We start from the raw sequence: 23,631 nt of genomic DNA, 5'->3' as shown, positions 1-23,631 counted from the left end.
CGAAAATGGCTATGATATGAAAGATGTTTTATTAACTATACTGCTGTGCTTATTTGCCATAGAAGTTCCTGCTGACAGCTGGGATGAAGGGAACTTTAAGCCCTATAACACCGATGTCGTGCTAGAGAAGACAAACCTGCCCATCCTGTTCATCAACACCCGCGACGAAGCCGGCCATACCACCGCCATCCATAAAGACTACCAAGTGGCAGTGCGTATGAAGATCATCAACAATGCTGACGGGGTGAACTACGGCGACACAGTGGCTCATTCGGGGCAGACCACCGACTATGAGGGATGGGTAGGCATCAAGTACAGAGGTAGCAGCTCATTTTATGACTCCGACAAGAAACCTTATGGTTTCAGAACCTTGAAAACGGCTGACGTGAACGGAAAGAAAGAGAAAGTGAAACTGCTCGGTTTGCCAGAGGACAACAACTGGGTGTTGCTGGCGCCCTATCATGACCGCAGTCTGATCCGCGATCCGCTGGTGTATCAACTCTCACGGCCCTACTTCGAATTCACACCTAAGTGCAAATTCTGCGAGATCATCGTCGACGGCATCTACTATGGTGTCTATATTCTCTGCGAAAAACCCAGCAAGGGCAAGAACCGCTTGAACTTTACTGCTCCAGGCGACAGCGGCGACGAACTGACTGGCGACTATATGGTGGAGATAGACCGTGATAATGAGCCACATTTCGTATTGAAATACAAAATGTACGATCATGATATCTGCGCAAAGTACCACTTCCCTGATTGCGAGGAAATATCAAGTGAACAGATGGCCTATATCAAGCAGCGGTTTGACGAGTTGGAGGATGTGCTCAGCAGCGACGGTTTTGCTGACAAAGAGAATGGCTACAGCAAGTATATCGACGTGGAAAACTTCATCAATTACCAGCTGCTGACGGAGTTCTGCCAAAACCCTGACGGCTATCGTCTGAGTACCTATATCTATAAACGACGTGACTCTGTGGATCCGCGATTCAAGATAACCCCTTGGGACTACAACATGACCTTCGGCAATAATATCGCAGCTGGAGATTTCCTCTATGAGCAATGGGTATATGAGAAAGGACAGAAAGCGGGGCTGCTGGGCAAGCTGCCTGTGCCTTTCTGGTGGAAACGGCTAACAGAAGACGAAGCCTATTGGAAACGCATGAAGGAGCGATGGGCTGAATTACGAACCAGCACACTGAGCGACCAGCACGTCACTGAAATGATGGACTCTCTGGTCAACGAAGTAACGATTGGAGGTGCCTGTGAGCGCAATTATCAGGCATGGCCCATCTGGGACAAAGAGATCCCCCTGGCTCCCACCACTGCCACAAACTATGATGAGGAAATAGCCCTCATGCGTGAATGGACTAAGAAACAAGTGGCGTGGATTGACAAACAACTGGGTTTCGATCCTACGGGTATCATCTCTATTCAGAATGTGCCATTCGTCAAGCGTAAAGACAATGATGACTGGTATGATCTTCAAGGTCGTAAGTTCGCCCAAAAACCCACCGCCCGAGGCATATACATACACCAAGGCAAATTGGCAGGGAACCAATTTTGAGACCTCGAATCCGTAATATCCGACCCTCGAAGATTACTTTTCGCCGATGGCGGGCAAGGTGACGCGGTTTTAAGTTGTCACTTTGCAACAATGTCACTTTGTAACATTAAGCCCAAGCCGAGTGCAGACCATAGCAGTTAGAATATATAATAATTATAATTATTATATATTCTAAACCAATAATGCCCCCGTAGATTGAGAATCCTTATTGTTACATTGTTACAAAGTTACAATGTGACAAAAATAATATGAAAATGCATTGCTATATAAATAAAAAGTATTATCTTTGCATACGAAAATATTTAATTGTATTACAAGTATGGCAACAACAATTATCAGAAAACCAGCCTCTTTCCGACTTAGGGCCGACCTGTTGGAGAGACTGAGGAGTAACGCAGTCAGAGAAAACCGTACACTCAACAACTATGTGGAGAGTGTGCTGCTCGATTACATCTTTAATGAGCCGAACGAAACGACTAAGGCTGCTATTAAGGAAGCCATGTCGGGCCGTAACCCTAACAAGGTCTACGACAATGTAGACGATATGTTTAACGACATTCTGAATGAAGAATGAAGAAACTACAGCCTACTACCCAGTATAAGAAAGATCTGAAACGGTATAGGAATAATCCTCAGAAGTTGGCTGACCTAAAAGAAGTGCTCAAGATGCTTCAAAACGAGCAGCCCATTCCAGCAGATTATCTCCCGCATCCTTTAAGCGGGAAATATAAAGGCTGTTTGGAATGTCACATCAATGGCGACTTTCTTCTGGTATGGTTTGATAAGAATACAAACGTCATCGAACTGGTACGACTAGGCAGTCACAGTGAGTTGTTCAAGTAGTCTGATTCAAAAATACGAGCCAATGATTGAAGTGAAAAAGAATATAGAAGATGAGCTCCGTGGTGCGCTGTTGGAAGCAAAGGAGTCGATAGAAGGTAAACGGAAGTTGAACACTCTGGACAACCTGATCAATGAGCTTCGAGATTCAAACGACTAGTTATTTCGACAGCGAAGCCAAGCGACTGGCTAAACGCCATCGTAGTTTCGTTGATGACCTTTCTGACTTCCGAAACAGTATCTTGAAGAATCCCTATCAGGGAACGGAACTCTCACCCGGCATCCGCAAAGTCCGTCTTACCATTGGCTCAAAAGGTCGTGGTAAGTCGGGCGGTGCTCGTATTATCACGTTCACTTATATGGTCGACGAGAAGGATGGTGTGGTGATACTCTTATTACTCTATGACAAAGCCGATGCCAGCAGCATCAAGATGAATGTGGTTCGCCAAATTATAAAAGACTTGGGCCTCGATCTTCAGGCGCTGCAAAGCGAGGGGAAACTGAAAGCGGTAGAGATTCCTGAAGGGGAAGAAGAACAAGAATCGTGAAACGGGGACCAGTCCCATGTTCCGCCCACGACTCTTCCTTACCCATAAGGAAATGATTCAGGAGTAAGACACTTGCCTGTCCCTAGTGTTCTACACTAAAAAAGGCTGCCTTGAAAGACAGCCTCATTAGTTCCTTTTATAGTGCAGTATGAAAGTCGAAACTATCAAGTGCACTTTTTATGTAAGATTGCAAGGTTTTGATTATAATGCAACTTTTCCAATGCCTTTCATTTCCAGTGCCACTTGTACACCCAGCGCACGGAATGCACGCATCATAGAAGCAAGTGTGATGCTCTTTCCGCTCTCTAATCGGCAGACCTGAGACCTTTGTACTCCCATCTTCTCACCCAATTCTGCTTGTGTAAGATTCTGAGCTTCACGTGCTTGTTTAATAGCCTCTCCTACACGATAGGCCTGGACTGCTTCATCTACGCTATGTTCAAAGGCGTCGCGTTCTGGTGTCCCGATCTTACCGTAATCCTCTTCCAGCAATTCCTCAAAGCTATACAGTTTCATGTTTCCTACCTTTTTCATTTTTTCTTGTTTTTATTCTCAAAATACAGTTTTCTAATTCCTTCAGCCTTTGTGATTTCACTTTTCGGTGTCTTTTGCGTTTTCTTCACAATACCGTGAGTGGCAACTACCAACGTATTGATATCCTTATCCCAAAAGGCAAACAACCTATAACAGGTTTTATCATAGATTGTGCGAAACTCCCATATTTCCGTACCATCAAGTTTTTTAAAGAGTTCACTGTCTCGTTCTCCCTTTTGAACCCTGCGGATATTGTAGCCTATCTTGCAACGAATCTCCTTTGTTAAGGATTTCAGGAAGTCTCGTGCTTCTTCTAACAAATCAAGTTCAAATACTGTTTGTTCCATTTTTATTTATAATTCTGCTGCAAAAATACGAAATGTTTCTTAAATGCGCAACAAAAGAGGCATTTTTTTGTATTTTCCCTATAATTTTACTCTATTTAAAGCGTTTACCCAAGAAAAAATAGAAAAAAATATTTGTTATCGAAATCTTTTTGTATTTTTGCAGGTGCAATCCGAAAAGGACTGCAAGACATATTGCTCGATTTTCTCAGCCGAATCACCACCTCGAAAGAGAATAACAGAGCAAACCAATACTACAATTGAAGCTACGCTTGAGCGTAGGCTTCTGTCATAGTAGTATTGGGGCTTGTGGTGAGCCTGGCTGAGAATATGACAAGTCTGCGCTCACTTCTTGTTTGAGGTTTGTGCGACTTGATGAATATGAATAGTACAAACCTAAAACACATAATTATGAAAAAACAGAGCATTGTATTCATCGTGTTGGCCATTACGACAAACCTTCTTTTATCATGCACACAAGCAAATAAGACTGATGTTACTACCAAAATTGCAGAGGTGGAAAGTAAATACCAAGACACAATAAAAATCTTAAGGCACCAACTGAGTGAAGCTAATGAAAAGATAGGAATTCTGAGTTATCCAGCTGACCAAAGATTAGCCCACATTGGAGAATTATTTAATTCTGGGGATTATGATGGCGTAAAAAAAGAAACGGCAGAACTTAAACGTGTTTTTCCTAATGCAAAGGAAAACGACGGCTGTAACGAATATCTAAAGAAAATAGAGGCGATAGAAGCTGCAAAGAAAGCTGAGGAAGATAGAATAAAAGCTTTGGGATATAAAGCATTTAAGGATAATCCAACAGTTAAGTTCGGTAATGTTACATATTCATTCTCAGGTTTTACCTATGGTCGCACCTTCACTTTTGAATATGTACTTGATGTGAATGAATACTCGTACGAGGTTGCAGACAAGAATTGTACCTATATTCTTGCTTCACTTTCTATTTCAACAAAGGAGAATCACGCCTCACCCCCTAGGGTCTACGCCTGTGAGATTGTGGATGGCAAATTAAAAGAGATTGATGATTTCAGAATAGAATACGCTACATATGATACCTATGGTGCGAGCATTGGCAACTATTCCGAAACAAACCACGATTTCTCAAAGGTTAGCTCTGTAAAATATAAAATGGCTGCTCAAATACCACAATCATACACGAGCAAGCCCATCGTTATAATTGCGAAAAAGACATATGGGTACTTGTCGGGTGAAATATCTATTGACGAGGTTAGGGAGAATTATGAAGTTATCAAGATTTTAAATAGGAATAGATTATGAGCAAGGTAGTGAAATGTATATCGTAACCAGGCAGGAACAATTATGATTGATTGTAGAAACTAAAACATATGATTATGAAAAAGTTAATTATTGTATTAGCAATGCTGATGCTCGCAGCAATGGCAATGACAATTATGACATCTTGTTCAAAAAGTGCAAAACTTGAAAAAGCAGCTAAGGCGCAAATGGAGGCAACTTTCAAAGAAATGGCAAGAGACCCATCCAGTGTCAATTTATCGAATATAGAAACGGTCTATAGTGATGACTCTTTATGCATTCTTCATTGTGACTTCTCGGCCAAGAACGGACTCGGTGCAGAGGTTAAGGATAAATGTGAATACATCTTCATAAGTTGTAATGGCAAGAACTATGAATCATACATGGAGATAAACAAGAACGAAGAAGGTATTTATGTTAGTCCTGAGAAGTATGAAAAAGACAAGAAGGGAACAATTTACGAACCACTATCTTATGAAGAGGGTTTAAGATACCTTGCTGCAATTTATGTAAATAGTAAAGGAAGAGAGGCTGGTGTTAATGACGGAGAAGATTTCAATATTCCAGTCCCAACCGGAACAGGTTCATGGGAACTCAGGGCATATCAGGATGAGTTTGGTGAAAAGGGGTCACAAAAGTATTTGTTATTGATGGGTAATGGCGTATTTAGCAATTCTGCTACAACAAATTCTAGAATGACAGCAATTCTGTATATGGATAAAGATGAATTCTCTTTCAAATTGATAGAGTATGATTCAAGCGTAGTAAAGTCAGATGATTCATATAGATATCGCATCAAAGATTCTGATGGCGACGTCTACGAAATGACTCTTTACAATAGTGATTCATCTGGACAGATGTCATCATGGGGTTCTGAAGATATGAAGAAAATGGAAGAAATACTTGCCAAAGGTGGAATGATTACAGTATCTGTAAAAGAAAGAAATGCTTATTCAACACCAGATACATATCTTTTCAAACTAAATGTTGATGGTTACACGAAAGCTAAGTCTTTTCTATAATGATGCTAAAAGAGATTACCTCTCCCCCCACGATTCACATGTGACTTGAAAATTTTATAAATATTTATCCCGTTCTACCATAAAAAGAGCGGGATTTTTTAGTATCTTTGCACTCCAAAAGATTTAGAGGTAAAAAGATCGTATGTCAAGATTCGCACAATACTACGCAAAGTACAAGCACGACGCAGGCTGCTATGACTGGGAACAGCGACAACAACATCTTGGTGCTCTCTTCGATAAGGATGAGAGCATCGAGTTTTATTTGGGAGAAGGTACCGACCGCAAGGTTTACAAGCATAAGGTGTATCATTTGAAGTCAGCACCAGGTATTACGGTGATGCGATTTGCCAATGATATTGACATACCCGTAGAGCGCGACTTTGAACCTGCGATGGCCAAGGATGAACCTTCATGTTTCGTCATCATCGACAATCGCGACCATCTCCGCACCGTTGCCATCCAGAAGCGAAAGAAGGCCTTCAGCAATACGCACAAGGTGGCGAAGATCATGTCTTTTGTAATAGACCAGCAGTTGTTCAAGGATCATTGTTATGGATTCGAGATTCTGCCCGACTACTATCCTGTTGACCTTTTCAAAGTATGGGAGCAACAGCAGGCACATGCCCAGCAGATGCGTTTTGGAACGCCTGAGATGGAGAAGGACGAGATTCTGAGGAAGGTGGAGGCATTGAAGGCCAAGAATCGCGACTATTTCGACGATTCCATCATGGGGGCACTCCTGGATGTGCTCTATGCACAGAAGCAGGCAAAGTATAAAGGGCATTATACGGTGATGCCGGAAGACAAAAAGACGGCCCTCTATGTTGACAAGAGCAGCGTGTATATGCGTAATCTGCTGACATTAGCCGATGCACTTGACGAGCCTGTGGAACTGATAACCAACGATGGCGGCACGTTCCGTTGTTTTATTGACAACGATGAAGGCAATACAGATAAGATTGTCAGTCATGAGTTCAACGAGAACTTCTTGGATATGCTTTTCAAGACGAAGAAGAAAGATGGCAGCAATATAGAGCACGAAGACCGTCTGAAAGCCGAGGAAGAGGTGATAGGGCTGATGAACAGCATGAAGCATGAAGTGACTGACGAAGAGGAGGATCAGGCTGCATGATAGTACGATTAGAAAAGGAACAGCAAAAATCAGCCCGTAGGAAGTTGCTCGCAGATCCGGTGTATATCATCAGCCACGACGCACTCAGAAAGATGAAACAAGACGGGCATACACAGTTGTCGCCGGTAGAATTATTCCTCTCTGCTCAGGAGTTATGTGAGACGTTGCTTGCTTTGCCAGATGTTATGGAGGGCTTGGATGCCGAGATAGACGATTTGGAAGATGAAGCCGAGGGCGAAAATGATGCCATGCTCATTATGGCACTAGCTACAGCTCAGTTGCAAGCACGAAGCAAGAAATGTGTCGGCATAGATATCCGAAAGATAATCTTTCACATCTACGAGTGTTTGGATGGTCACGATCTTTTGTGGCCTCTCATTGAGCAAATGACCAACAAAGAAGATGCCCGTTGGCTTGAAGGCAAGAAAACAAATCTGCTGAACTACGAGTTGCAGGAGATAAAACTGAATGGTGGTGGGTCGGAAGAAGTCAAGCAGTTGTTTGCTGATATGGTGGAGTGTTCCGACAAAATGGATAAAGAAACCATTAAGGGGAATCTATTGTTTCTTAACCGCTATAATATTGACCACAATCATGCTTACGACAAAGAGGTTATAGCTCTCTTCGATAAGTTTGGCATCAAGAGTACCACAATCATCAAGCCTAAGGAATACGTTAGTACAAAGATTGTGGATACTGAAATTCAGAATGTAGAAGCTGGAGGCACAGGGGTAATTAAAGAAATGAAAAAAGACTAATGGATATAGACATCAAAGAACTGATAAAGGCTGCTGCCGAAGGTTTCGACCTAAGTAACTTCAAGGGCGATGTGGTCGGCGTGAAGATTGTTGAGAATGAAATCGGCAATGTTGAGGAAGGCGGCATTGGCGTTCAAAAAATATATGGTGACATCCCACAGAAAGCTACAGAAGGAAAGTCTGGCAAAAAGAAAGGTTCTGGAACCAAAGAACAAAAGCCACCCAAGGAACGTGAAATCATGACCTTCAGCCGAAAAAGTTGTGTGACTGATGGCCACTTGACTGTTCTGTTTATGAAATTGACTGAGGATGGTTGGATAGAGGGCAACGATGCCGACTTCAAAGCACTATTCTCTGGAAAGAGAGACGCAGACTGCGCTCTGACATGGACAGCCAAGTATGGCAAAGGTACGCTTGTTGACTTGTTCAAGAAACTTGTTGCCGAAGGGCTAATATTTGTGGCTGACGGATTCACTATTCCTTCTATACTCGAAGGCCATTTCAAAGACAAATCTGGTAAGTGGCTGACTGGACTTGATAATGGCGACCCTGTTAACAACAAGGCTCTGCCAGTAATCCAAGAGTGCATCATAATTCTCAATGCCAGTGTTGACAGGCTAATCAATGGTGACTTTGACGAGGATGAGGAATCGCGTTCTGAATATGACCGATATGACCAACAGGATATGCATTGGCATAAGAAATAAATAGCTTTCGGGAAATCCTTCGGGAAACTGAAACTTTTTTGATAAATTTTCTCGCATAGCGGAATCTCTTTGAAACACAAGAGGTTCCGTTTCTTTTTTATTCTCTATTCAAGGTGGCTTTTGGGCGTTCCCCGAAAGTTTACCCGAACGTTTTCCCGAAGAAACGTGGGCTTAGTCGGGGATTACGGAGGTTGCCTCGAAAAGAGCACTTCCACCGAACAACTTTAAGACCCCGCTCGAAGGAAGCGGTAACAATTGAGAGTATGGCACGAGATTTAATGTGTGGAAAGCGAATTTACGACAAGTTGAAGAATCAGGCTCGCCAGCAGCTGGCGCTGATGAACAAATGTCGGATGCACAAAACGGGAGGCAAAGGAGTAGCGCGCTCGGCGACATCAGGAGACGCTTGCCAAAGCAAGAACCAGCCTTTCTATCTTCAGTTTCTTAACCGCTAACAATTTTTTCAAGTTTAACTCTGAGTTGAGGTGAACGGAGTCTCGCGAGATTTCAATCACAAATCGAAAGGTGGCCACCCTTCTGAAGCTTCGCTCAACCAAAATTCAGAAAACAATGAATTTACAGAAATTCCAAGAACAGATTTTGCAGAACGCAGTCCAGATGGACGCAAGTGTTAACTTCCAGTTGAACGGCAACATGCTGATAGTGCCGTGCCCGTGGGAGGACGACAAGCAGGTGACTAACGGTGAGCGTGTACGCTACCGTGGTGGCATCGAGGTGGATGCCGACGGTCGCACCCAGGTGAAGCGCTACAAGGTCGGCAGCAAGGGACCGCTCCACGAAACCCTCTACGAGACGGCCCACGGAGCCGTGAAGATGACTCGTCCTCAAATACGTCCCAGCGATGGTCACCGACGCATTAACGAGGAATACGTCTATGTCATGTTCAAGTTCCCGAAGAAATACGGACTGGCGCTGACCAAGGCCCTCTATCAGGAGGAGGCCGACGAGATTATGTCTTACTTTAAAACACGCAAGGAGGAAACGCTATGGAAATGATTTTGGAACGGTTGATGTTTACATGCATAGGCAAGGGACACGGCGCCCCTTGCTTCCCAGCCAACCGCGAGGATTGGGAAAAACTTCGCCGCGAGCCTTGGCTGAAAGAGATGTGTGAAAGGATAGAGCGTGGCGACGAGCAGTTGAAGCATCGGCTGCCGGTGTGGACACCCCACTGCGCCGAGTTCAAGAATAATCATCGTGCCATTGCCGATGCGGTGCGTCCGCTGAACCGACTGATGCTGGATTTTGACGAGAAGGGTCACACGGACGAAATCTGTGCCCGACTCTTGGAGCAGTCGCCGTTGGTGCCGCTGCTGATAGAGGAAAGTGTTCGTCGTGGCACTCATGTGCTCGTTGAGTTGCCCGACGGCATGACGGCCGAGCAGGCTCAGCAGCTGATGCAGGAGGCTACGGGCTTTGAGCCGGATGCCGCGGTGAAGGATGTTTCGAGGTGCATCTACATGGTCTCTGAGGACCATACGAAGTATGTCAGCGACAAGCTGTTTGAGGTCTCTGAGGACTGTGAGCGCAAAAGTGCGCCGACATCCGATGAGGGCTGCGAGCAGAAGAGCCTGCCGACATCCGAAGCCGCACAAGAACCCCATACGGAGCTGATGTTCAAGGGCATCCCTTATACCTCTATTATAGCAGAGTGGTGGCATCGCAACGGCGGAGAGCCGGCCGAAGGCGAGCGCAACGTGAAACTGCACAAGTTGGCCGTCAGTCTTCGTGCTATCTGCGACAACAAGAAAGAGGTGCTGATGCAGGTGATGCCCCGATTCGGACTCTCCGACGTTGAACTTCGCAGCGTGGTCGACTCGGCTTGCAAGGAGACGCCCAAGGGCATTTCAAAGATGATGCAAGGCATTGTAAGTGCGCTGGAAATGGGTATCTCTTCAGACGAAATCGAGGATGCCGAGGCGGTTCGGGCAGAGACTGGTGTGAAGGTCAATGTCAAAGCGTTACCAATGGGCCTTAAAGAGTCGCTGACGGGTGTGCCCGTGTCGATGCACATGCCGGTGCTCTGTGGTGTGCTGCCCATTGCAGCGGCCTATGCCGACCAGGTGATGGTGGAGTATTGCGACGGCAACTTGCAGCACCTGGGGCTGATGTCGATTATACGTGGTGAACAGGCTTCTAACAAGTCGGTGGTGAAGAATGCCATCGATGTATGGAAGCGTCAGTTCGATGAGGAAGACGCCCTTGCTCGCAAGCGCGAGGAGGAGTGGAAGGAGCGCAAGAAGGGGCGCAAGGCCAACGAGAAGGCGCCCGACGACCCGAAGGTGCTGATAAGGATGGTGCCGGTGACGGTCTCGTGTTCTACTTTGCTCAAGCGCTTCAAGAATGCTCAGGGTCACACCCTCTACAGTTTTGGTGAGGAACTCGACACCCTGCGTAAAACCAACGGTGCCGGCTCGTGGAGCTCAAAGTACGACATCTACCGCCTGAGCTTTGACAAGGGTGAGTGGGGTCAGGATTACAACTCGGATGCCGCTGAGTCGGGAGTGGTGAAGGTGGCCTACAACTGGACGATGCTCGGCACCAACGGAGCACTCAGAAAGTGCTTTAAGTCGGACAACATAGAGAACGGGCTTTCTAGCCGAATCCTCGTGGCCGAGATGCCCGACAGCAGTTTCTCGAAGATGCCCAAGTTTGGCCGTCGTTCGGCAGGGGATGAAGCCATGATACAAGAGGCCGTCACCCGACTGCGTGCGTTCTCCGGACTCATAGACACCCCGCGTCTGCGCAAGGCCATCGAGCAGTGGGTGGAGCAGAAACGCGTAGAGGCTGCCAAGGACATCGACCACGTGAAGGATACTTATCGTAAGCGTGCTGCCGTCATCGGTTTCCGGTGCGGGGTGATCTTTCACTTGCTGGAGACCCACCCCCAGCCCCTCCCTGTGAGGGATGGGAGTGGTCAGACTCAAGTAAAAGAACTATCTACGCCCCTCCCTCACAGGGAGGGGAAGGGGGAGAGTCGAAACTGTATCAAGTTTGCGCTGATGATGGCCGAGTATTGTCTTTCTCAGCAGATAAAAGCATTCGGCGAGGCATTACAGAATCAATATGTTGATGCTCATGAGGAGTGTCAGCGATATGGTGCCAACCACTCCGTGTTCGACCAGCTTGCACCCACCTTTACCCTCGATGACCTGCGAGCCTTGAAGCGCGGCTACTGCTCGGAATCGGCTATGCGCATGATTATCTCTCGATGGATGCGCGACGGATGGATTAGCAAAACCGACCGCTACCACTGGAGTAAGGTGAAAGGTGAAAGGTGAGAGGTGTAACTTTGTAACATTGTAACTTTGTAACATTAAGCATTTATGGAATTGATTTTAGAACGTATAGCAAAACGCAGGACCTACACGATAGGTCGTCTGTACATCCGCCGACAAGTGGTGGATGAATATCTGACGGGCACTGCCGATGACTATTTTTGCGACACACTGGAACCTACCTGGCGCGACTACAAGAACGGGGCCTACAAGGTGAAAGGTCGCTCGGCCATCCCCGAAGGCCGCTACGCAGTGGTTATCTCGTATTCGCCCAAGTTCAAGCAGTGGCTGCCCATCCTGCTTGGTGGCCCTGAGTTCAACCGCAAATGGCAGGGCATACGCATCCATGCGGGCAACACGGCCAAGGATACCGAAGGTTGCATACTGGTGGGCAAGAACAAGCTGGTGGGGCAGGTGGTGGACAGCCGCATATGGACCCATCGTCTCAAGCAGAAAATTGTTGAGGCAAAGGGTAGGGGTGAGCCCGTCTGGATCACCATCAGGTGAAAACAAAGGGGGAGGGACGGTCGGCGCGGCCTGTGAGACCGTCCCTTGCCCACCTTGCTTAAAAATGTTGTTGTCAGGAAAAAAAAGTAGTCTCAAAATTTGTGGGTAAGAAAAAAAATGACTACCTTTGCACCCGCTAAACAAGAAAACGATGCACCCGTAGCTCAGTTGGTAGAGCACCTGACTCTTAATCAGGGTGTCCAGAGTTCGAACCTCTGCGGGTGTACTTGGGAAGGCCGACATGGCTCAGTTGGTAGAGCAACGCATTCGTAATGCGTAGGTCCCCGGTTCGAGTCCGGGTGTCGGCTCAAAAGGATGTCAATGCGGAATTAGCTCAGTTGGTAGAGCATTGGCTTCCCAAGCCGAGGGTCGCGGGTTCGAGTCCCGTATTCCGCTCATAATGAAAGAGATTCAGTTTATATCCAGTCTTCAGAATCAAAAAGTAAAGCAATTAGTCTTACTGCAACAGAAATCATCGGAGCGCAAGAGGTCCGGTCTTTTTGTCGTTGAGGGTTTGCGTGAGTTGCGCCACTGTGTGAGCAAGGGTTATGAGATAGATAGTCTTTTCTTCTGTAGTGCGTTGCTTGGCGAGCCAATCGATGACTTGTTGGTGGCTCCTTCGTATGAGGTGACAGAGCAGGTGTATGAGAAGATTGCCTATCGTGGCAGCACTGAGGGTGTGGTGGCCGTGATGCGCATGAGACATCTGACGTTAGAGGATTTGCAGTTGACGGAACATCCGTTGCTGGTGGTGCTGGAGAGTGTGGAGAAACCTGGCAACCTGGGGGCTGTATTGCGTTCGGCCGACGCTGCTGGTGCTGATGCTGTGATAGTGTGTGATCCATTGACAGATTTATATAATCCTAATTTGATTCGTGCTAGTATTGGCGCTTTGTTCACGGTGCCTACAGTAGCGGTGTCGTCTGAGGCTTGTATCCGTTTTCTGAAGGCTCGTGGCATCAGGATTCTGACGGCTCAGCTGCAGGACTCGGAACTGTATTACGACACGGATATGACGTGCGGCACGGCTATTGTGATGGGTACGGAGGCTACGGGGCTCACCAACCAGTGGCGCGTGGCGGCCGATGCTCACATACGGATTCCGATGCTGGGACAACTGGATTCGCTGAATGTGTCTGTCTCGGCGGCCATACTGCTGTTCGAGGCTGTGAGACAAAGAGAGGGAAATCACTAAGTGACTTCCCTCTCTCTCTTTTTTTCTTATCGTTACAACGCCTCATCGTCGGGGCGCTGTGGCTTCTTGACAATACGGGGCAGGTGCCTCTTCTTCCTGAGATACTCGGCCTTGCGAGCCTCGTAGTCCTGCTGGTGTTTCTCTAAATATCCGTCGGCCATGATGCGAGTGTATGCTTATTTGTTGAATTTAGCGTACGCCACATTAATCTTGATGGGCTCGTAGGGGTTGTCGGCACCTCCAACGAGTTGTGTGCTGGTCAGCGACATGTCGTGCTGAGCATTGGTTGACGAACCGCTCTCGTAGGTGATGGGCACCAGCAGCACCTTGTTCCAGTTGGGATGCTTCTGCTCCCAGTTGGCATCATTCTTAATGCCTTCCTGATATTTCTCCCATACCTTGGTGATGAGTGAAGCTATATTGGCGAAGTTATAAGTGTTTGTTCCGTTGTAGGTGGAGTTGATGTAGTTGTAGTTGGCATAGAACGACGTAGCCTGGTCGGGCACATTGTTTCCCTCGAAGAATGTCTTCAGGCTGTCCTCCTGCACCATCAGCAGGGTGTAGGGGATGCCAAACATACGACTGTCGCTCGACTCGTCGTTGATGCGCTGGAAAGAAATCTTGGCAGCAATGAGCGAGTCGTTCTCGTGACCTTCCTTGATTTCCTTGACAGGCAGTGTTACCTCAGTGAACAGACCGGCAGGCGACTTGATATAAGTGTGTGTAGTCTCTTCGGCCAGTTTCTTGATGGCCTGCTTGTCGTTGGTAATCAGCGTGGTCTGGGTGACCTCACGGGTACCTGCCAGCGTCACACCAGTGTTGACAACGGATGTGTCGCCCTGAATGGTGTAGTTCAGGCGCAGACCGATATTTGAGACTTTGGCATGGAAGCCGTAGCCGTCTGTAATCTCGAAAAAGAATCCGGGGCACACATGGCGACTGAAGGCATATGAGTTCTTGAAATACTCAGGATGCTCGTGAAACTGTCTGATGATGTATGTGCCGTAGTTATTATAGGTAACACCATTCTTGTCTGTGTAAGGCTCGTTGAGCGATACACGGATATTGTTCATATAGGATGAGGTGCCACGAAGACTGTCGTTGTCAACCAGGTTTCTGTAAGAGAACATCTTGTTCTTGTTGAGACCTTCCGTACGCACCATGCCAAGCTTCATGGGGTTGAAGTCGGAATAGTATTTCAGGCCAGTCTCCAGTGTCTTGTCCAACTCATGGACTGTCATCTTCACAGATGCCAGCGTGTCGGCCGTATTGAAGGGATTGCTGACGTAGAGTATCAGATAGCAGGAATCGGCAGCAGGCAGACCATTGTCCAGGCTCAGGAACTTATCGGCATCAGGTATTGTGACGATATCGAGCAGGTGAAACTGTGTAGCAAACTCGCTCTTGATGTCGGCCTGTGTCTGAGGGTCGCGCACCATGCCTAAATAGCAGGTGCTGCTCTGCGTGAACACAGAGCCAAGATGCTCGTCGCTATTATTGAATACGGTATCGGCAATGACGGTGCGTGTCTGGACGTCGAAGATCTGCGAGGTAATATTCAACTGGTCTTCATCACTGGTAAGTGAACCGCCAATCTGGTCTGTGGTCTCATCACAAGAAGAAAAGGCCATTGCCGTAAGTACGACACCAGCCATATAGTGCATAATCTTTTTCATATAGAAATGATCCTAACTATTATTCTGGACTAATCTGATCGTAGAATGCTTCGTAAGCATCTCCAAATTCCTCGCCCTGGAATCCAAGGGTAGGAATGTTCTTGTCCTTGGCATACTTCTGTAGCGTCTTACTCACGTCCTTGTCAGCAAGAATCACACCATCGCTATAGTCGATAGCCAGCTTGCCGAGGTCCTGGAAGGTGAACTCGTCATTATAGGGAGCCAGCAACTCTGCCTTGGCATCACGGAAATCAACACACTGCTTGAAGTTGGTGCCGAAATCACCCTGGAACTCCTTGTTGAAAAGCGAGGTGACCACCTTCGTATTGGCAAACGAAGGCTCGTCCTTGTAGGCCGTCTTGATATAGAAAGGCACAACGCCACTCATCCATCCCTGACAGTGAATGATATCGGGAACCCAGCACTGCTTCTTCACAGTCTCCAACACGCCTCTTGCGAAGAAAATAGCACGCTCGCCATTGTCGGGATAGTCCAGTCCGTTCTCATCAACAGTCATCTGACGATTAGAGAAATAATCATCATTGTCGATGAAATAAACTTGTACACGACAAGAGGGGATTGAAGCAACTTTAATAACAAGGGGGTGGTCGGTATCATCGATGATGAGGTTGATACCAGAAAGACGGATAACCTCATGCAACTGTCCGCGACGTTCATTGATATTTCCCCATTTAGGCATGAAGGTGCGAATCTCATGATTGCGATCCTGCATGGTGCGAGGTAATTCACGACCCATTACCGACATTGCGTTGTCGGGAACGTATGGGGATATCTCCTGATTGATGAATAGAATCTTCTTCTTTGCCATCTTTATGTTGTTAATAGTTGTGCAAAGGTACAAAATTATTTGCAAATAACGGCAAAAAATGTGTGATTTTAGGAAAAAGTGACACTTTATATACTTATTTTTAGTGTTTTTTTTCCATATTTGAGAAATTTGTTGTTATTTTGCACCGCCAAACCAATTGGTGATTATTAAGAATGAAAGTTTTTAAGAAGATTGTTGACCTGCAGAATGCGCTTTTCGAAGAACGCAAACAGGGTAAGGAAATTGGATTAGTGCCTACAATGGGGGCTCTACACGAGGGACATGCCTCGCTGGTAAGACGTAGTGTGGGCGAGAATGGTGTTACCGTAGTGTCGGTCTTTGTTAACCCCACACAGTTTAATGATAAGAATGACCTGAAGAACTATCCTCGCGACTTGGAGGCCGACTGTGCGTTGCTGGAGAGTTGCAAGGCCGACTATGTGTTTGCACCCGAGGTGGAGGAGATGTATCCTACACCCGATACACGTCATTTTGAATTCCCACCGGTATCAACGGTGATGGAGGGCGCTCATCGTCCAGGCCATTTCAATGGTGTTTGCCAGGTGGTGAGCCGTCTGTTCTATATCGTACGTCCTGACAGGGCCTATTTCGGTGAGAAAGACTGGCAGCAGATTGCCGTGGTGAAGGCCATGGTGCGTCAGTTGGAGCTGGGCGTTCAGATTGTGGAATGTCCTATCGTACGCGATGACGACGGACTGGCACGCAGCAGCCGCAACAGTTTGCTGGCACCAGACGAGCGCGCCATTGCTCCTGCTATCTATAAGGCTTTGAAGAGCAGCGTGACGTATGCCAAGAAGCACACGTTGAAGCAGACTCACGACAAGGTGGTAGCTGATATCAATAAGGTGGAAGGTCTCGATGTGGAGTATTTCTCTATCGTGGATGGCAACACCTTGCAGGATGTAGCAGAATGGGAAGATTCTCCCTATATAGTTGGTTGTATCACTGTTTATTGTGGTAAGACGCCTATTCGTCTTATTGATCATATAAAGTATAAGGAAGCATGATGATTCAAGTACTGAAGTCTAAACTTCACTGTGTTCGGGTGACTGAGGCCAACCTGAACTATATGGGTAGTATTACTATTGATGAAGACTTGATGGATGCAGCAAATATGATTGCTGGTGAGAAGGTGCAGATTGTTGACAATAACAATGGTGAGCGCTTTGAGACTTATATCATCAAGGGCGAGCGTGGCAGTGGCTGTATCTGTCTGAACGGTGCAGCAGCCCGTAAGGTGCAGGTAGGCGATACGGTGATCATCATCTCCTATGCCCTGATGGATTTTGAGGAGGCTAAGACATTCACGCCTACTGTGGTATTCCCTAACGATAATCACATCTGAGAAAACAGATACAGACAGATGAAAAATCCCTTCAGCCTGATGACTGAAGGGATTTTTTTATGTGAGATATTACTTATTTCAGGTTCTCATTGATGAACTGTGAGAGTTCGGCACCACGTAGTCCCTTTGACAGCACCTTACCCTGCTGGTCGATGACAGCGGTGAAGGGGATGGCCTGCACGCCAAAGCTGCGTGCGATATTTGAGACGCCACCTTTCAGGTCGGACATCTGAGGCCATGTGAGTTGGAGCTCGTCGATGCAACTCACCCATGCCTTCTTGTCATCGTCGATAGAGATACCTACGATGCCAAAGCCTTTCTCCTGATAGTCTGCCAGCATCTGTTTCATTGCGGGCATCTCCTCACGACAGGGCTGGCACCATGATGCCCAGAAATCCAGGACGGTGAGCTTGTTCTGCTTCACCAGACTCATGATGCTGATTTCCTGACCCTCAGGTGTCTGCATCTTGAAATCGGGAATCTGCTGACCTACCTCCGTGGTGAATATCTCGTCAAGCATCTTCAGAATATCTTTGATAGCTTGGCGCTCCTGGAATTTGGAAGGCAGTTTTGTAATGGTCTCCTTTAACTCGTCACGTGTGAAGTCGTCACCATAGGCCATCTGGTTGATGAGGAAATAACCCAGCTCGTTGTTGAGATTGCGGAGTGCCAGATCTTTGACTTTCTTGCCAACCTCCTTCTGAATCTCAGTGTACTGCGTATAGATCTCCACTTGCTGCTCTTCGGTCAGACTGTCATTGTAGATCTTGCTCATCAGTGCCTCGCCCTTTTTCTGGGCCTCAGAGAAAATTGTACCTAATTCCTGCAAGCCTTCGTTGGACTCGGTACCAGATACCTTAGAGTCGCCAGTGGCCGAAAGCAGCAGATTGATGGTGCCTGGCTCCCTGAAGAACATGACAGAGGTCATTGTCTTCGGAGCTACAACAGTGCAAAGGAATACGGAGTCGGCTTCGCCCTCCCATTCAAATTTGCCATCTTTGACGATGAGCGTGTCGAGCGGGGTGGGAGTGTTGGACATGATGAGCAGTGTGTCACCGTCATCAATGCCCTCTACCTCACCTTCTACCTTGAAACCGTTGGAGTTACAAGATGTCATGGAAATAGCTGCAAGAGCTAATCCGAAAAGGAATTTTAGTTGTTTCATCTTTATAGTAAAATTGGTGTGACTATACCAGATACTGGTCACTGATGCTCTCGTTTTCAATCACACGGCGAATGGTCTCGGCAAACATCTCGGCAACGCTGATCTGCTTCACCTTGGCGCAACGCTGGGTGTATGGGATAGAGTCGGTGAATACAATCTCCTCAAGAGCTGACTCCTGCACACGATCGCTGGCAGGACCACTCATCACACAGTGGGATGCACAGGCACGCACGCTCTTGGCACCAGCCTCCATCATCAGGTCGGCTGCCTTGGTGATAGTGCCTGCTGTGTCAACCATATCATCGATAATGACTACGTTCTTACCTTCAACATCACCAATAATCTGCATGGTGGCTACCACATTGGCACGAGCGCGGGTCTTGTTGCAAAGCACCAGTGGGCAACCCAAGTATTTGGCGTATGTGTTGGCACGCTTAGAACCACCTACGTCAGGTGAAGCAATTACAAGCTCGTCGAGTTTCAGACTCTGCAGATAGGGCAGCAGCACACCTGAAGCATACAGATGGTCAACAGGTACATCAAAGAAACCCTGAATCTGATCTGCGTGGAGGTCCATCGTGATCACACGGTTAACGCCAGCAGTGCTCAGCAGGTCGGCAACCAACTTGGCACCAATGCTAACGCGTGGCTTGTCCTTACGATCCTGACGTGCCCATCCGAAATAGGGGATGACGGCGTTGATAGTACGAGCAGATGCACGCTTGGCAGCATCGATCATCAGCAATAGCTCCATCAGGTTGTCGCTATTGGGGAATGTGCTCTGTACCAGGAAAATGTCGCGTCCACGAATAGATTCTTCGTAAGAAACGGCAAACTCTCCGTCAGAGAATTTGGTGATTTGCAATTTGCCCAGAGGGCACCCTAAACTTTGGCAGATTTTCTCAGCCAAGTATCTCGTTGCAGTACCCGAGAATACCATGTAAGAGTCTTTTGTAGTCATTGCTTATTATGTAGTACGTATAAATTGAATAGACTTAGTTAACTGCTTTTTGTAACTTCTGGAAGTGAGATATGAGATCCTTGTAGTCCTGCTCCTGATGGATGTTGAAACGATTCCACAGGTCGCCACAGATGACTACGCCTCCAAAACCCAAGTCGCGCATCTGACGGATATTGTCAAGATTGATGCCGCCCATCGCGTAGACATGCTTGTCGATAAGGCCTTTCCTGCTGGCCTCGCGCAGTTCCTCCTCGCTGATTGTTTGCTTGTCTTGGGGATTGCTCTGACTGTCGAAGATGGTCTTCAGGAAAACATAATCGGCTTTCTTCTTGGCATCATGCAGTTCGGCAATACTGTGGCAGGTGCAGCTGAAATGGCCTTTGTAGCCATAGGGCAGTTCTGCATCGGCTGTATTGAGGTGAATACCTTTAAGACCAAATTCCTCGCGTAGGTAGAAATGGTCGTGGACCGTTATTTTTCTATAGTAATCTTCAGGTAGGAGGGTAAGCAACCGTTCGGAATAGACGGGTTCCGAATCAGGTTTGTATAAGTGCAGATTATCCATCCCTTCTTCGAAAAGAGTGGTCAGGATCTTGTCTTCTTCCACGAAAAACGTGGCCTTTGTCAGGATGATAAGTTTCATCTACAAATCTTATTATTATAAAAAGCCCTTTTCTGTTAGGAATAAGGGCTTTATGTAATTAAGTGATTCCGTCGGGATTCGAACCCGAGACCCACAGCTTAGAAGGCTGTTGCTCTATCCAGCTGAGCTACGGAACCAGCCTCGCATGAGGAATGCCCTCATTTGCGAGTGCAAAGGTACTCTTTTTTTATGATATATGCAAATTTTAAACCTTAAATCTGATATATGACCTGTCATCGAACGAATTATTTCCCGCTGTGAAGGCTTTGGTGGCTTTGAACTCACCGATATTCAGGGGGTCGTTCTCACGTTGCCAGGCTAGTTTTTCCTCGGATTCCTGCAGGGTGGGGCACAGGAAGGGATAGCCATCGCTGGCCAGTACGATTTCCCATGGCTGGAAGTCGAGGGTGATGATACGCACATATTGCTCTGGGATGCGGAAGCCGTCAATGACGCTATAAGTGATGTTTTGCTGCTTCATAGCCTCCAGCATCTGTGGGATAATCTGCTGACGGGCAGTGTCGTTGACGAGGTAGTGCTCCCTGGGCTCTGCTCCTTCGTTGATAATCTGCGCCCTGTGCTCGGCTAACTCCTGTTCGTAGGGCTTTGGATTGTCGTAGAAGGTGCCGCCCACCATGCATTGGCAGTCTCCAATCATCCAGATTTCGCGATTCAAACGGCTATAGACAACGGCACTGGCCGTGAGTCTTTCCTCAGGGTGTTCTATCAGTCGGGGTATGTCCGCTTCTTTGTAGTGCTTATTGATTTGTCTGGATACCCCTATGCAGAAATCGTGGCATGAGATACCCTTTGGCGCTTTGCGGATATATTTCCCGATGAGCTGCATGGCATAGCGTCCGTTGCTCTTGAAGTAACTGTATCGCTTGTCGGTTTTTGACGTAGAGCCATCGATAACGGCGATGAAATCATCCGTGACGACGATGCCGTCCTCGCTTTTCTTCTTTGGGTTTTTCGGAACGAGGTTTTGTTCGAGAATTATCATTGTTGAAGTTTGGATTATACGATTTGGGCTTATTGCCTGACGATGCACGATGTTCGCCATACGGACGCTTCTCGCCATACGGACGATAGCCGCCTTGCGATGGTGGCATGTCGCTATACAGCTTTGCAATCAAGTCGGGACGGCCAATACGGCGTAACGACTGCTCGATGCCACGACGCTCCTCGGGCTTGTACCAGAAGAAGAACTGGCGCTGGGCCAACTTCTCCTTTGGCGTCTTGGCGCTGAACACGGGTTCGAGTGTATAAGGGTCGTAGCCTGTGTACCACGTTTCGGTGGCATTGGTAAGAGGCGTTGGCGTGAAGTCCTGCACCTGCTCGAGGTGGAAATCAAGTCCCTTGGTAATCACAGCCAATTCGGCCATATCCTCCTCCTGACAACCTGGATGGCTGGAGATGAAGTAGGGAATGATTTGCTGGCGAAGTCCCTCCTCGCGATTAATACGGTCGAAGATGCGCTTAAACTCGTAGAACTGCTGGAACGAGGGTTTGCGCATGAGGTAGAGAACTCGGTCGCTGGTGTGCTCGGGGGCTACCTTCAGACGTCCTGAAACATGACGGGTAATCAGTTCGCGGGTATACTCCGCAGCGGCCTTGTTGCTGGCCTCATCCTTACTCTTATATAATAATAGGTCGTAGCGGACGCCACTGCCGATATAACTGTGCTTGATGCCAGGAAGGGCATCTACCGAACGATAGATATCGAGCAACTTCGAGTGATCGGTGTTGAGGTTAGGGCATATCTGCGGGTGCACACATGATGGGCGACGGCATTTCTCACAGGCATTCTTGTTCTTGCCGCTCATGCCATACATATTGGCCGATGGGCCACCTAAGTCGGACAGATTTCCCTTAAAGTCGGGCATCTGAATCACCTGTTTTACCTCGCGCAGGATACTCTCCTTTGAACGGCAGGTGATAAACTTGCCCTGGTGGGCCGAAATGGTACAGAAGGCGCATCCGCCAAAGCATCCGCGATGGATGTTGACGGAGAACTTAATCATGTCGTAAGCCGGAATGCGCTTGCCCTTGTATTTGGGGTGCGGCTGACGTGTGTAAGGCAAATCGAACGATGCGTCGAGCTCCTCGGTAGTCATGGGCGGGTAAGGCGGATTAATGACCACATAGCGTCCGTCAACCCCCTGCAGCAAGCGCTGGGCGTGCATCATGTTGGATTGCTCCTCCACATTCTTGAAGTTCTCGGCCTGAGCCTTTTTGTTCTTCATGCACTCCTCGTGCGAGTGGAGTACGATGTCGCGATCGGTAATGCCGCCCAGGATATCCTCCTTACGCGAGAGATAAACGGTTTGCGGCAGGTCGCGAATATCGCGGATGCTCTCGCCGGCAGCCAGGCGGCGTGCCAGTTCAATCGTAACTTTCTCGCCCATGCCGTAGGTAATCATATCAGCAGGCGAATAGCAGAGCAGGCACTTTTTAAGGCTGTCGCTCCAGTAGTCGTAATGGCTCACACGACGCAGTGAGGCCTCGATACCACCCAGTACTACAGGCACGTCGGGGTATAGCTCCTTCAGGATTTTGGTGTAGACGATGGTGGGGTATTCCGGACGCATGTCGTGACGTCCGTCAGGGGAATAGGCATCCTCTGAGCGCAGACGACGTGCAGCCGTGTATTTGTTCACCATGGAGTCCATACAGCCTGGTGATATGCCAAAGAAAAGACGTGGCTTGCCTAATTTCTTGAAGTCACGGTAGTCACCGTGCCAGTCGGGCTGGGGCACAATAGCCACACGGAATCCCGCGGCCTCGAGTGTGCGGCCAATCACGGCAGCACCAAACGATGGGTGGTCTACATAAGCATCGCCCGAAAACAGGATTACATCTACGTAATCCCATCCCCGGAGTTCTAATTCCTTTTTTGTTGTCGGTAGAAAATCAGTCAGCCGATACTCCATTATTCTCTGTTTGGTTCTTCTTCCAGTCGAGGAAGAGCGTCATCAAGTTCTGCAGTCCCAGTGCCTTCATGTTGGGATGATAGATGACATCCAGGCAGAGGTCTAGGAGTGCTTTGTCGCGCCCTGTCTCTGATTCAAGAAGGGAGCGTATGTTAAACCTCAGTTTATCGAGTACGTCTTCGTCAACGTATCCGTTGGAATCGATGAGATCACGAAGCAGTTGGTACTGCTCGATAGTAGCCAGGTGCTGGTCACTTACCTCGATGCTTCTTGTACCTGAAGCGTTGGTTTGAATTTTTGCCATAA

Annotated in this window: 28 protein-coding genes and 4 tRNA genes; 20 read left to right on the top strand and 12 right to left on the bottom strand. The window is 47.6% G+C overall.

Annotated elements, in window-relative coordinates:
- The first annotated feature begins 16 nt into the window (after positions 1-16).
- From L6466_RS08300 to L6466_RS08285, 5 genes are all read left to right on the top strand, one after another.
- Positions 17-1,567: a CotH kinase family protein gene (locus tag L6466_RS08300; RefSeq protein ID WP_237812909.1), complete on the top strand. Its 1,551-nt coding sequence runs from the start codon at positions 17-19 to the stop codon at positions 1,565-1,567.
- 319 nt (positions 1,568-1,886) lie between these two features.
- Positions 1,887-2,141 carry a toxin-antitoxin system protein gene (locus L6466_RS08295; protein WP_237796291.1) on the top strand — a complete coding sequence of 85 codons (255 nt, stop codon included), beginning with the start codon at positions 1,887-1,889 and terminating at the stop codon, positions 2,139-2,141.
- Positions 2,138-2,410: a type II toxin-antitoxin system YafQ family toxin gene (locus tag L6466_RS08290; protein WP_237796293.1), complete on the top strand. Its 273-nt coding sequence runs from the start codon at positions 2,138-2,140 to the stop codon at positions 2,408-2,410. The genes L6466_RS08295 and L6466_RS08290 overlap by 4 nt, the downstream gene beginning before the upstream one ends.
- Positions 2,411-2,432: 22 nt before the next feature.
- On the top strand, positions 2,433-2,567 hold the full coding sequence (locus L6466_RS14245; protein ID WP_255779426.1) for a hypothetical protein: 135 nt from the start codon (positions 2,433-2,435) through the stop codon (positions 2,565-2,567).
- Positions 2,542-2,955: an addiction module toxin RelE gene (locus L6466_RS08285; protein ID WP_348535161.1), complete on the top strand. Its 414-nt coding sequence runs from the start codon at positions 2,542-2,544 to the stop codon at positions 2,953-2,955. The genes L6466_RS14245 and L6466_RS08285 overlap by 26 nt, the downstream gene beginning before the upstream one ends.
- Positions 2,956-3,156: 201 nt before the next feature.
- Here L6466_RS08285 and L6466_RS08280 read toward each other — a convergent pair whose 3' ends face one another.
- Together L6466_RS08280 and L6466_RS08275 are read right to left on the bottom strand one after the other, a co-directional pair.
- The gene (locus L6466_RS08280; RefSeq protein WP_237803216.1) at positions 3,157-3,489 is read right to left on the bottom strand and encodes a helix-turn-helix domain-containing protein; all 333 of its coding nucleotides are present in this window, start codon (positions 3,487-3,489) and stop codon (positions 3,157-3,159) included.
- Complete coding sequence (locus tag L6466_RS08275; RefSeq protein WP_237803218.1) at positions 3,486-3,836, bottom strand: type II toxin-antitoxin system RelE/ParE family toxin; 351 nt, start codon at positions 3,834-3,836, stop codon at positions 3,486-3,488. The genes L6466_RS08280 and L6466_RS08275 overlap by 4 nt, the downstream gene beginning before the upstream one ends.
- 408 nt (positions 3,837-4,244) lie before the next feature.
- Between L6466_RS08275 and L6466_RS08270 the strand changes: the two genes are divergently transcribed.
- From L6466_RS08270 to L6466_RS08210, 13 genes are all read left to right on the top strand, one after another.
- Entirely contained in the window at positions 4,245-5,135 is an 891-nt protein-coding gene (locus L6466_RS08270; protein WP_237803219.1) for a hypothetical protein, read from the top strand.
- Between the two features lie 74 nt (positions 5,136-5,209).
- The gene (locus L6466_RS08265) at positions 5,210-6,154 is read left to right on the top strand and encodes a hypothetical protein (RefSeq protein ID WP_237796306.1); all 945 of its coding nucleotides are present in this window, start codon (positions 5,210-5,212) and stop codon (positions 6,152-6,154) included.
- Between the two features lie 142 nt (positions 6,155-6,296).
- On the top strand, positions 6,297-7,286 hold the full coding sequence (locus tag L6466_RS08260) for a hypothetical protein (protein WP_237803221.1): 990 nt from the start codon (positions 6,297-6,299) through the stop codon (positions 7,284-7,286).
- Positions 7,283-8,044 carry a hypothetical protein gene (locus L6466_RS08255; protein WP_237803223.1) on the top strand — a complete coding sequence of 254 codons (762 nt, stop codon included), beginning with the start codon at positions 7,283-7,285 and terminating at the stop codon, positions 8,042-8,044. The genes L6466_RS08260 and L6466_RS08255 overlap by 4 nt, the downstream gene beginning before the upstream one ends.
- Positions 8,044-8,751 (top strand): hypothetical protein, encoded by a 708-nt coding sequence (locus tag L6466_RS08250; protein WP_237796312.1) that lies wholly within the window; start codon positions 8,044-8,046, stop codon positions 8,749-8,751. The genes L6466_RS08255 and L6466_RS08250 overlap by 1 nt, the downstream gene beginning before the upstream one ends.
- Before the next feature lie 263 nt (positions 8,752-9,014).
- Positions 9,015-9,206: a hypothetical protein gene (locus tag L6466_RS08245; protein WP_237803225.1), complete on the top strand. Its 192-nt coding sequence runs from the start codon at positions 9,015-9,017 to the stop codon at positions 9,204-9,206.
- Between the two features lie 115 nt (positions 9,207-9,321).
- Complete coding sequence (locus L6466_RS08240) at positions 9,322-9,768, top strand: hypothetical protein (protein ID WP_237803226.1); 447 nt, start codon at positions 9,322-9,324, stop codon at positions 9,766-9,768.
- A complete protein-coding gene (locus L6466_RS08235) occupies positions 9,759-12,053 on the top strand; it encodes a YfjI family protein (RefSeq protein ID WP_237803227.1) in 2,295 nt (764 codons plus the stop codon). Before L6466_RS08240 ends, L6466_RS08235 begins: the two co-directional genes overlap by 10 nt.
- 45 nt (positions 12,054-12,098) lie before the next feature.
- Positions 12,099-12,557: a DUF5675 family protein gene (locus L6466_RS08230; protein WP_237803228.1), complete on the top strand. Its 459-nt coding sequence runs from the start codon at positions 12,099-12,101 to the stop codon at positions 12,555-12,557.
- Between the two features lie 153 nt (positions 12,558-12,710).
- A tRNA-Lys gene (locus L6466_RS08225) sits at positions 12,711-12,783 on the top strand.
- Between the two features lie 9 nt (positions 12,784-12,792).
- Positions 12,793-12,865: transfer RNA gene (locus L6466_RS08220), tRNA-Thr, on the top strand.
- 15 nt (positions 12,866-12,880) lie between these two features.
- Positions 12,881-12,953, top strand: a tRNA-Gly gene (locus tag L6466_RS08215).
- Positions 12,954-12,957: 4 nt separating this feature from the next.
- Entirely contained in the window at positions 12,958-13,752 is a 795-nt protein-coding gene (locus L6466_RS08210; RefSeq protein WP_237803229.1) for a TrmH family RNA methyltransferase, read from the top strand.
- A 32-nt stretch (positions 13,753-13,784) separates the two neighbouring features.
- On the opposite strand, the gene L6466_RS08205 is transcribed toward L6466_RS08210, so the two are convergent.
- Genes L6466_RS08205 through L6466_RS08195 form a run of 3 tightly spaced genes read right to left on the bottom strand, consistent with a single transcriptional unit; the run spans position 13,785 to position 16,257 of the window.
- Complete coding sequence (locus tag L6466_RS08205; RefSeq protein ID WP_091818768.1) at positions 13,785-13,913, bottom strand: dehydrogenase; 129 nt, start codon at positions 13,911-13,913, stop codon at positions 13,785-13,787.
- A 15-nt stretch (positions 13,914-13,928) separates the two neighbouring features.
- On the bottom strand, positions 13,929-15,428 hold the full coding sequence (locus L6466_RS08200; protein ID WP_237803230.1) for a DUF4270 domain-containing protein: 1,500 nt from the start codon (positions 15,426-15,428) through the stop codon (positions 13,929-13,931).
- 19 nt (positions 15,429-15,447) lie between these two features.
- Positions 15,448-16,257, bottom strand: a complete 810-nt coding sequence (locus L6466_RS08195; protein WP_237803231.1) for a glycogen/starch synthase — start codon at positions 16,255-16,257, stop codon at positions 15,448-15,450.
- A gap of 173 nt (positions 16,258-16,430) precedes the next feature.
- Between L6466_RS08195 and panC the strand changes: the two genes are divergently transcribed.
- Together panC and panD are read left to right on the top strand one after the other, a co-directional pair.
- A complete protein-coding gene (panC, locus tag L6466_RS08190) occupies positions 16,431-17,285 on the top strand; it encodes a pantoate--beta-alanine ligase (RefSeq protein ID WP_237803232.1) in 855 nt (284 codons plus the stop codon).
- Positions 17,282-17,623: an aspartate 1-decarboxylase gene (panD, locus tag L6466_RS08185; RefSeq protein ID WP_091851945.1), complete on the top strand. Its 342-nt coding sequence runs from the start codon at positions 17,282-17,284 to the stop codon at positions 17,621-17,623. Before panC ends, panD begins: the two co-directional genes overlap by 4 nt.
- A gap of 73 nt (positions 17,624-17,696) precedes the next feature.
- On the opposite strand, the gene L6466_RS08180 is transcribed toward panD, so the two are convergent.
- From L6466_RS08180 to L6466_RS08150, 7 genes are all read right to left on the bottom strand, one after another.
- A complete protein-coding gene (locus L6466_RS08180) occupies positions 17,697-18,788 on the bottom strand; it encodes a TlpA disulfide reductase family protein (RefSeq protein WP_091851942.1) in 1,092 nt (363 codons plus the stop codon).
- Positions 18,789-18,810: 22 nt separating this feature from the next.
- Positions 18,811-19,749 carry a ribose-phosphate pyrophosphokinase gene (locus L6466_RS08175; protein ID WP_091818762.1) on the bottom strand — a complete coding sequence of 313 codons (939 nt, stop codon included), beginning with the start codon at positions 19,747-19,749 and terminating at the stop codon, positions 18,811-18,813.
- 34 nt (positions 19,750-19,783) lie between these two features.
- Complete coding sequence (locus tag L6466_RS08170; protein WP_237796518.1) at positions 19,784-20,392, bottom strand: thiamine phosphate synthase; 609 nt, start codon at positions 20,390-20,392, stop codon at positions 19,784-19,786.
- A gap of 63 nt (positions 20,393-20,455) precedes the next feature.
- Positions 20,456-20,529: transfer RNA gene (locus tag L6466_RS08165), tRNA-Arg, on the bottom strand.
- A gap of 68 nt (positions 20,530-20,597) precedes the next feature.
- On the bottom strand, positions 20,598-21,395 hold the full coding sequence (locus L6466_RS08160) for a PP2C family serine/threonine-protein phosphatase (RefSeq protein WP_237803234.1): 798 nt from the start codon (positions 21,393-21,395) through the stop codon (positions 20,598-20,600).
- Positions 21,319-23,325 (bottom strand): YgiQ family radical SAM protein, encoded by a 2,007-nt coding sequence (locus L6466_RS08155; RefSeq protein WP_091818759.1) that lies wholly within the window; start codon positions 23,323-23,325, stop codon positions 21,319-21,321. Before L6466_RS08155 ends, L6466_RS08160 begins: the two co-directional genes overlap by 77 nt.
- The gene (locus L6466_RS08150) at positions 23,306-23,629 is read right to left on the bottom strand and encodes a DUF8442 family protein (protein ID WP_091851936.1); all 324 of its coding nucleotides are present in this window, start codon (positions 23,627-23,629) and stop codon (positions 23,306-23,308) included. Before L6466_RS08150 ends, L6466_RS08155 begins: the two co-directional genes overlap by 20 nt.
- Positions 23,630-23,631: the final 2 nt, after the last annotated feature.

This window comes from Prevotella communis (genome assembly GCF_022024175.1).
Classification (GTDB): Bacteria; Bacteroidota; Bacteroidia; order Bacteroidales; family Bacteroidaceae; genus Prevotella; species Prevotella communis.
This window is presented reverse-complemented; position numbering and strand designations above follow the sequence as displayed.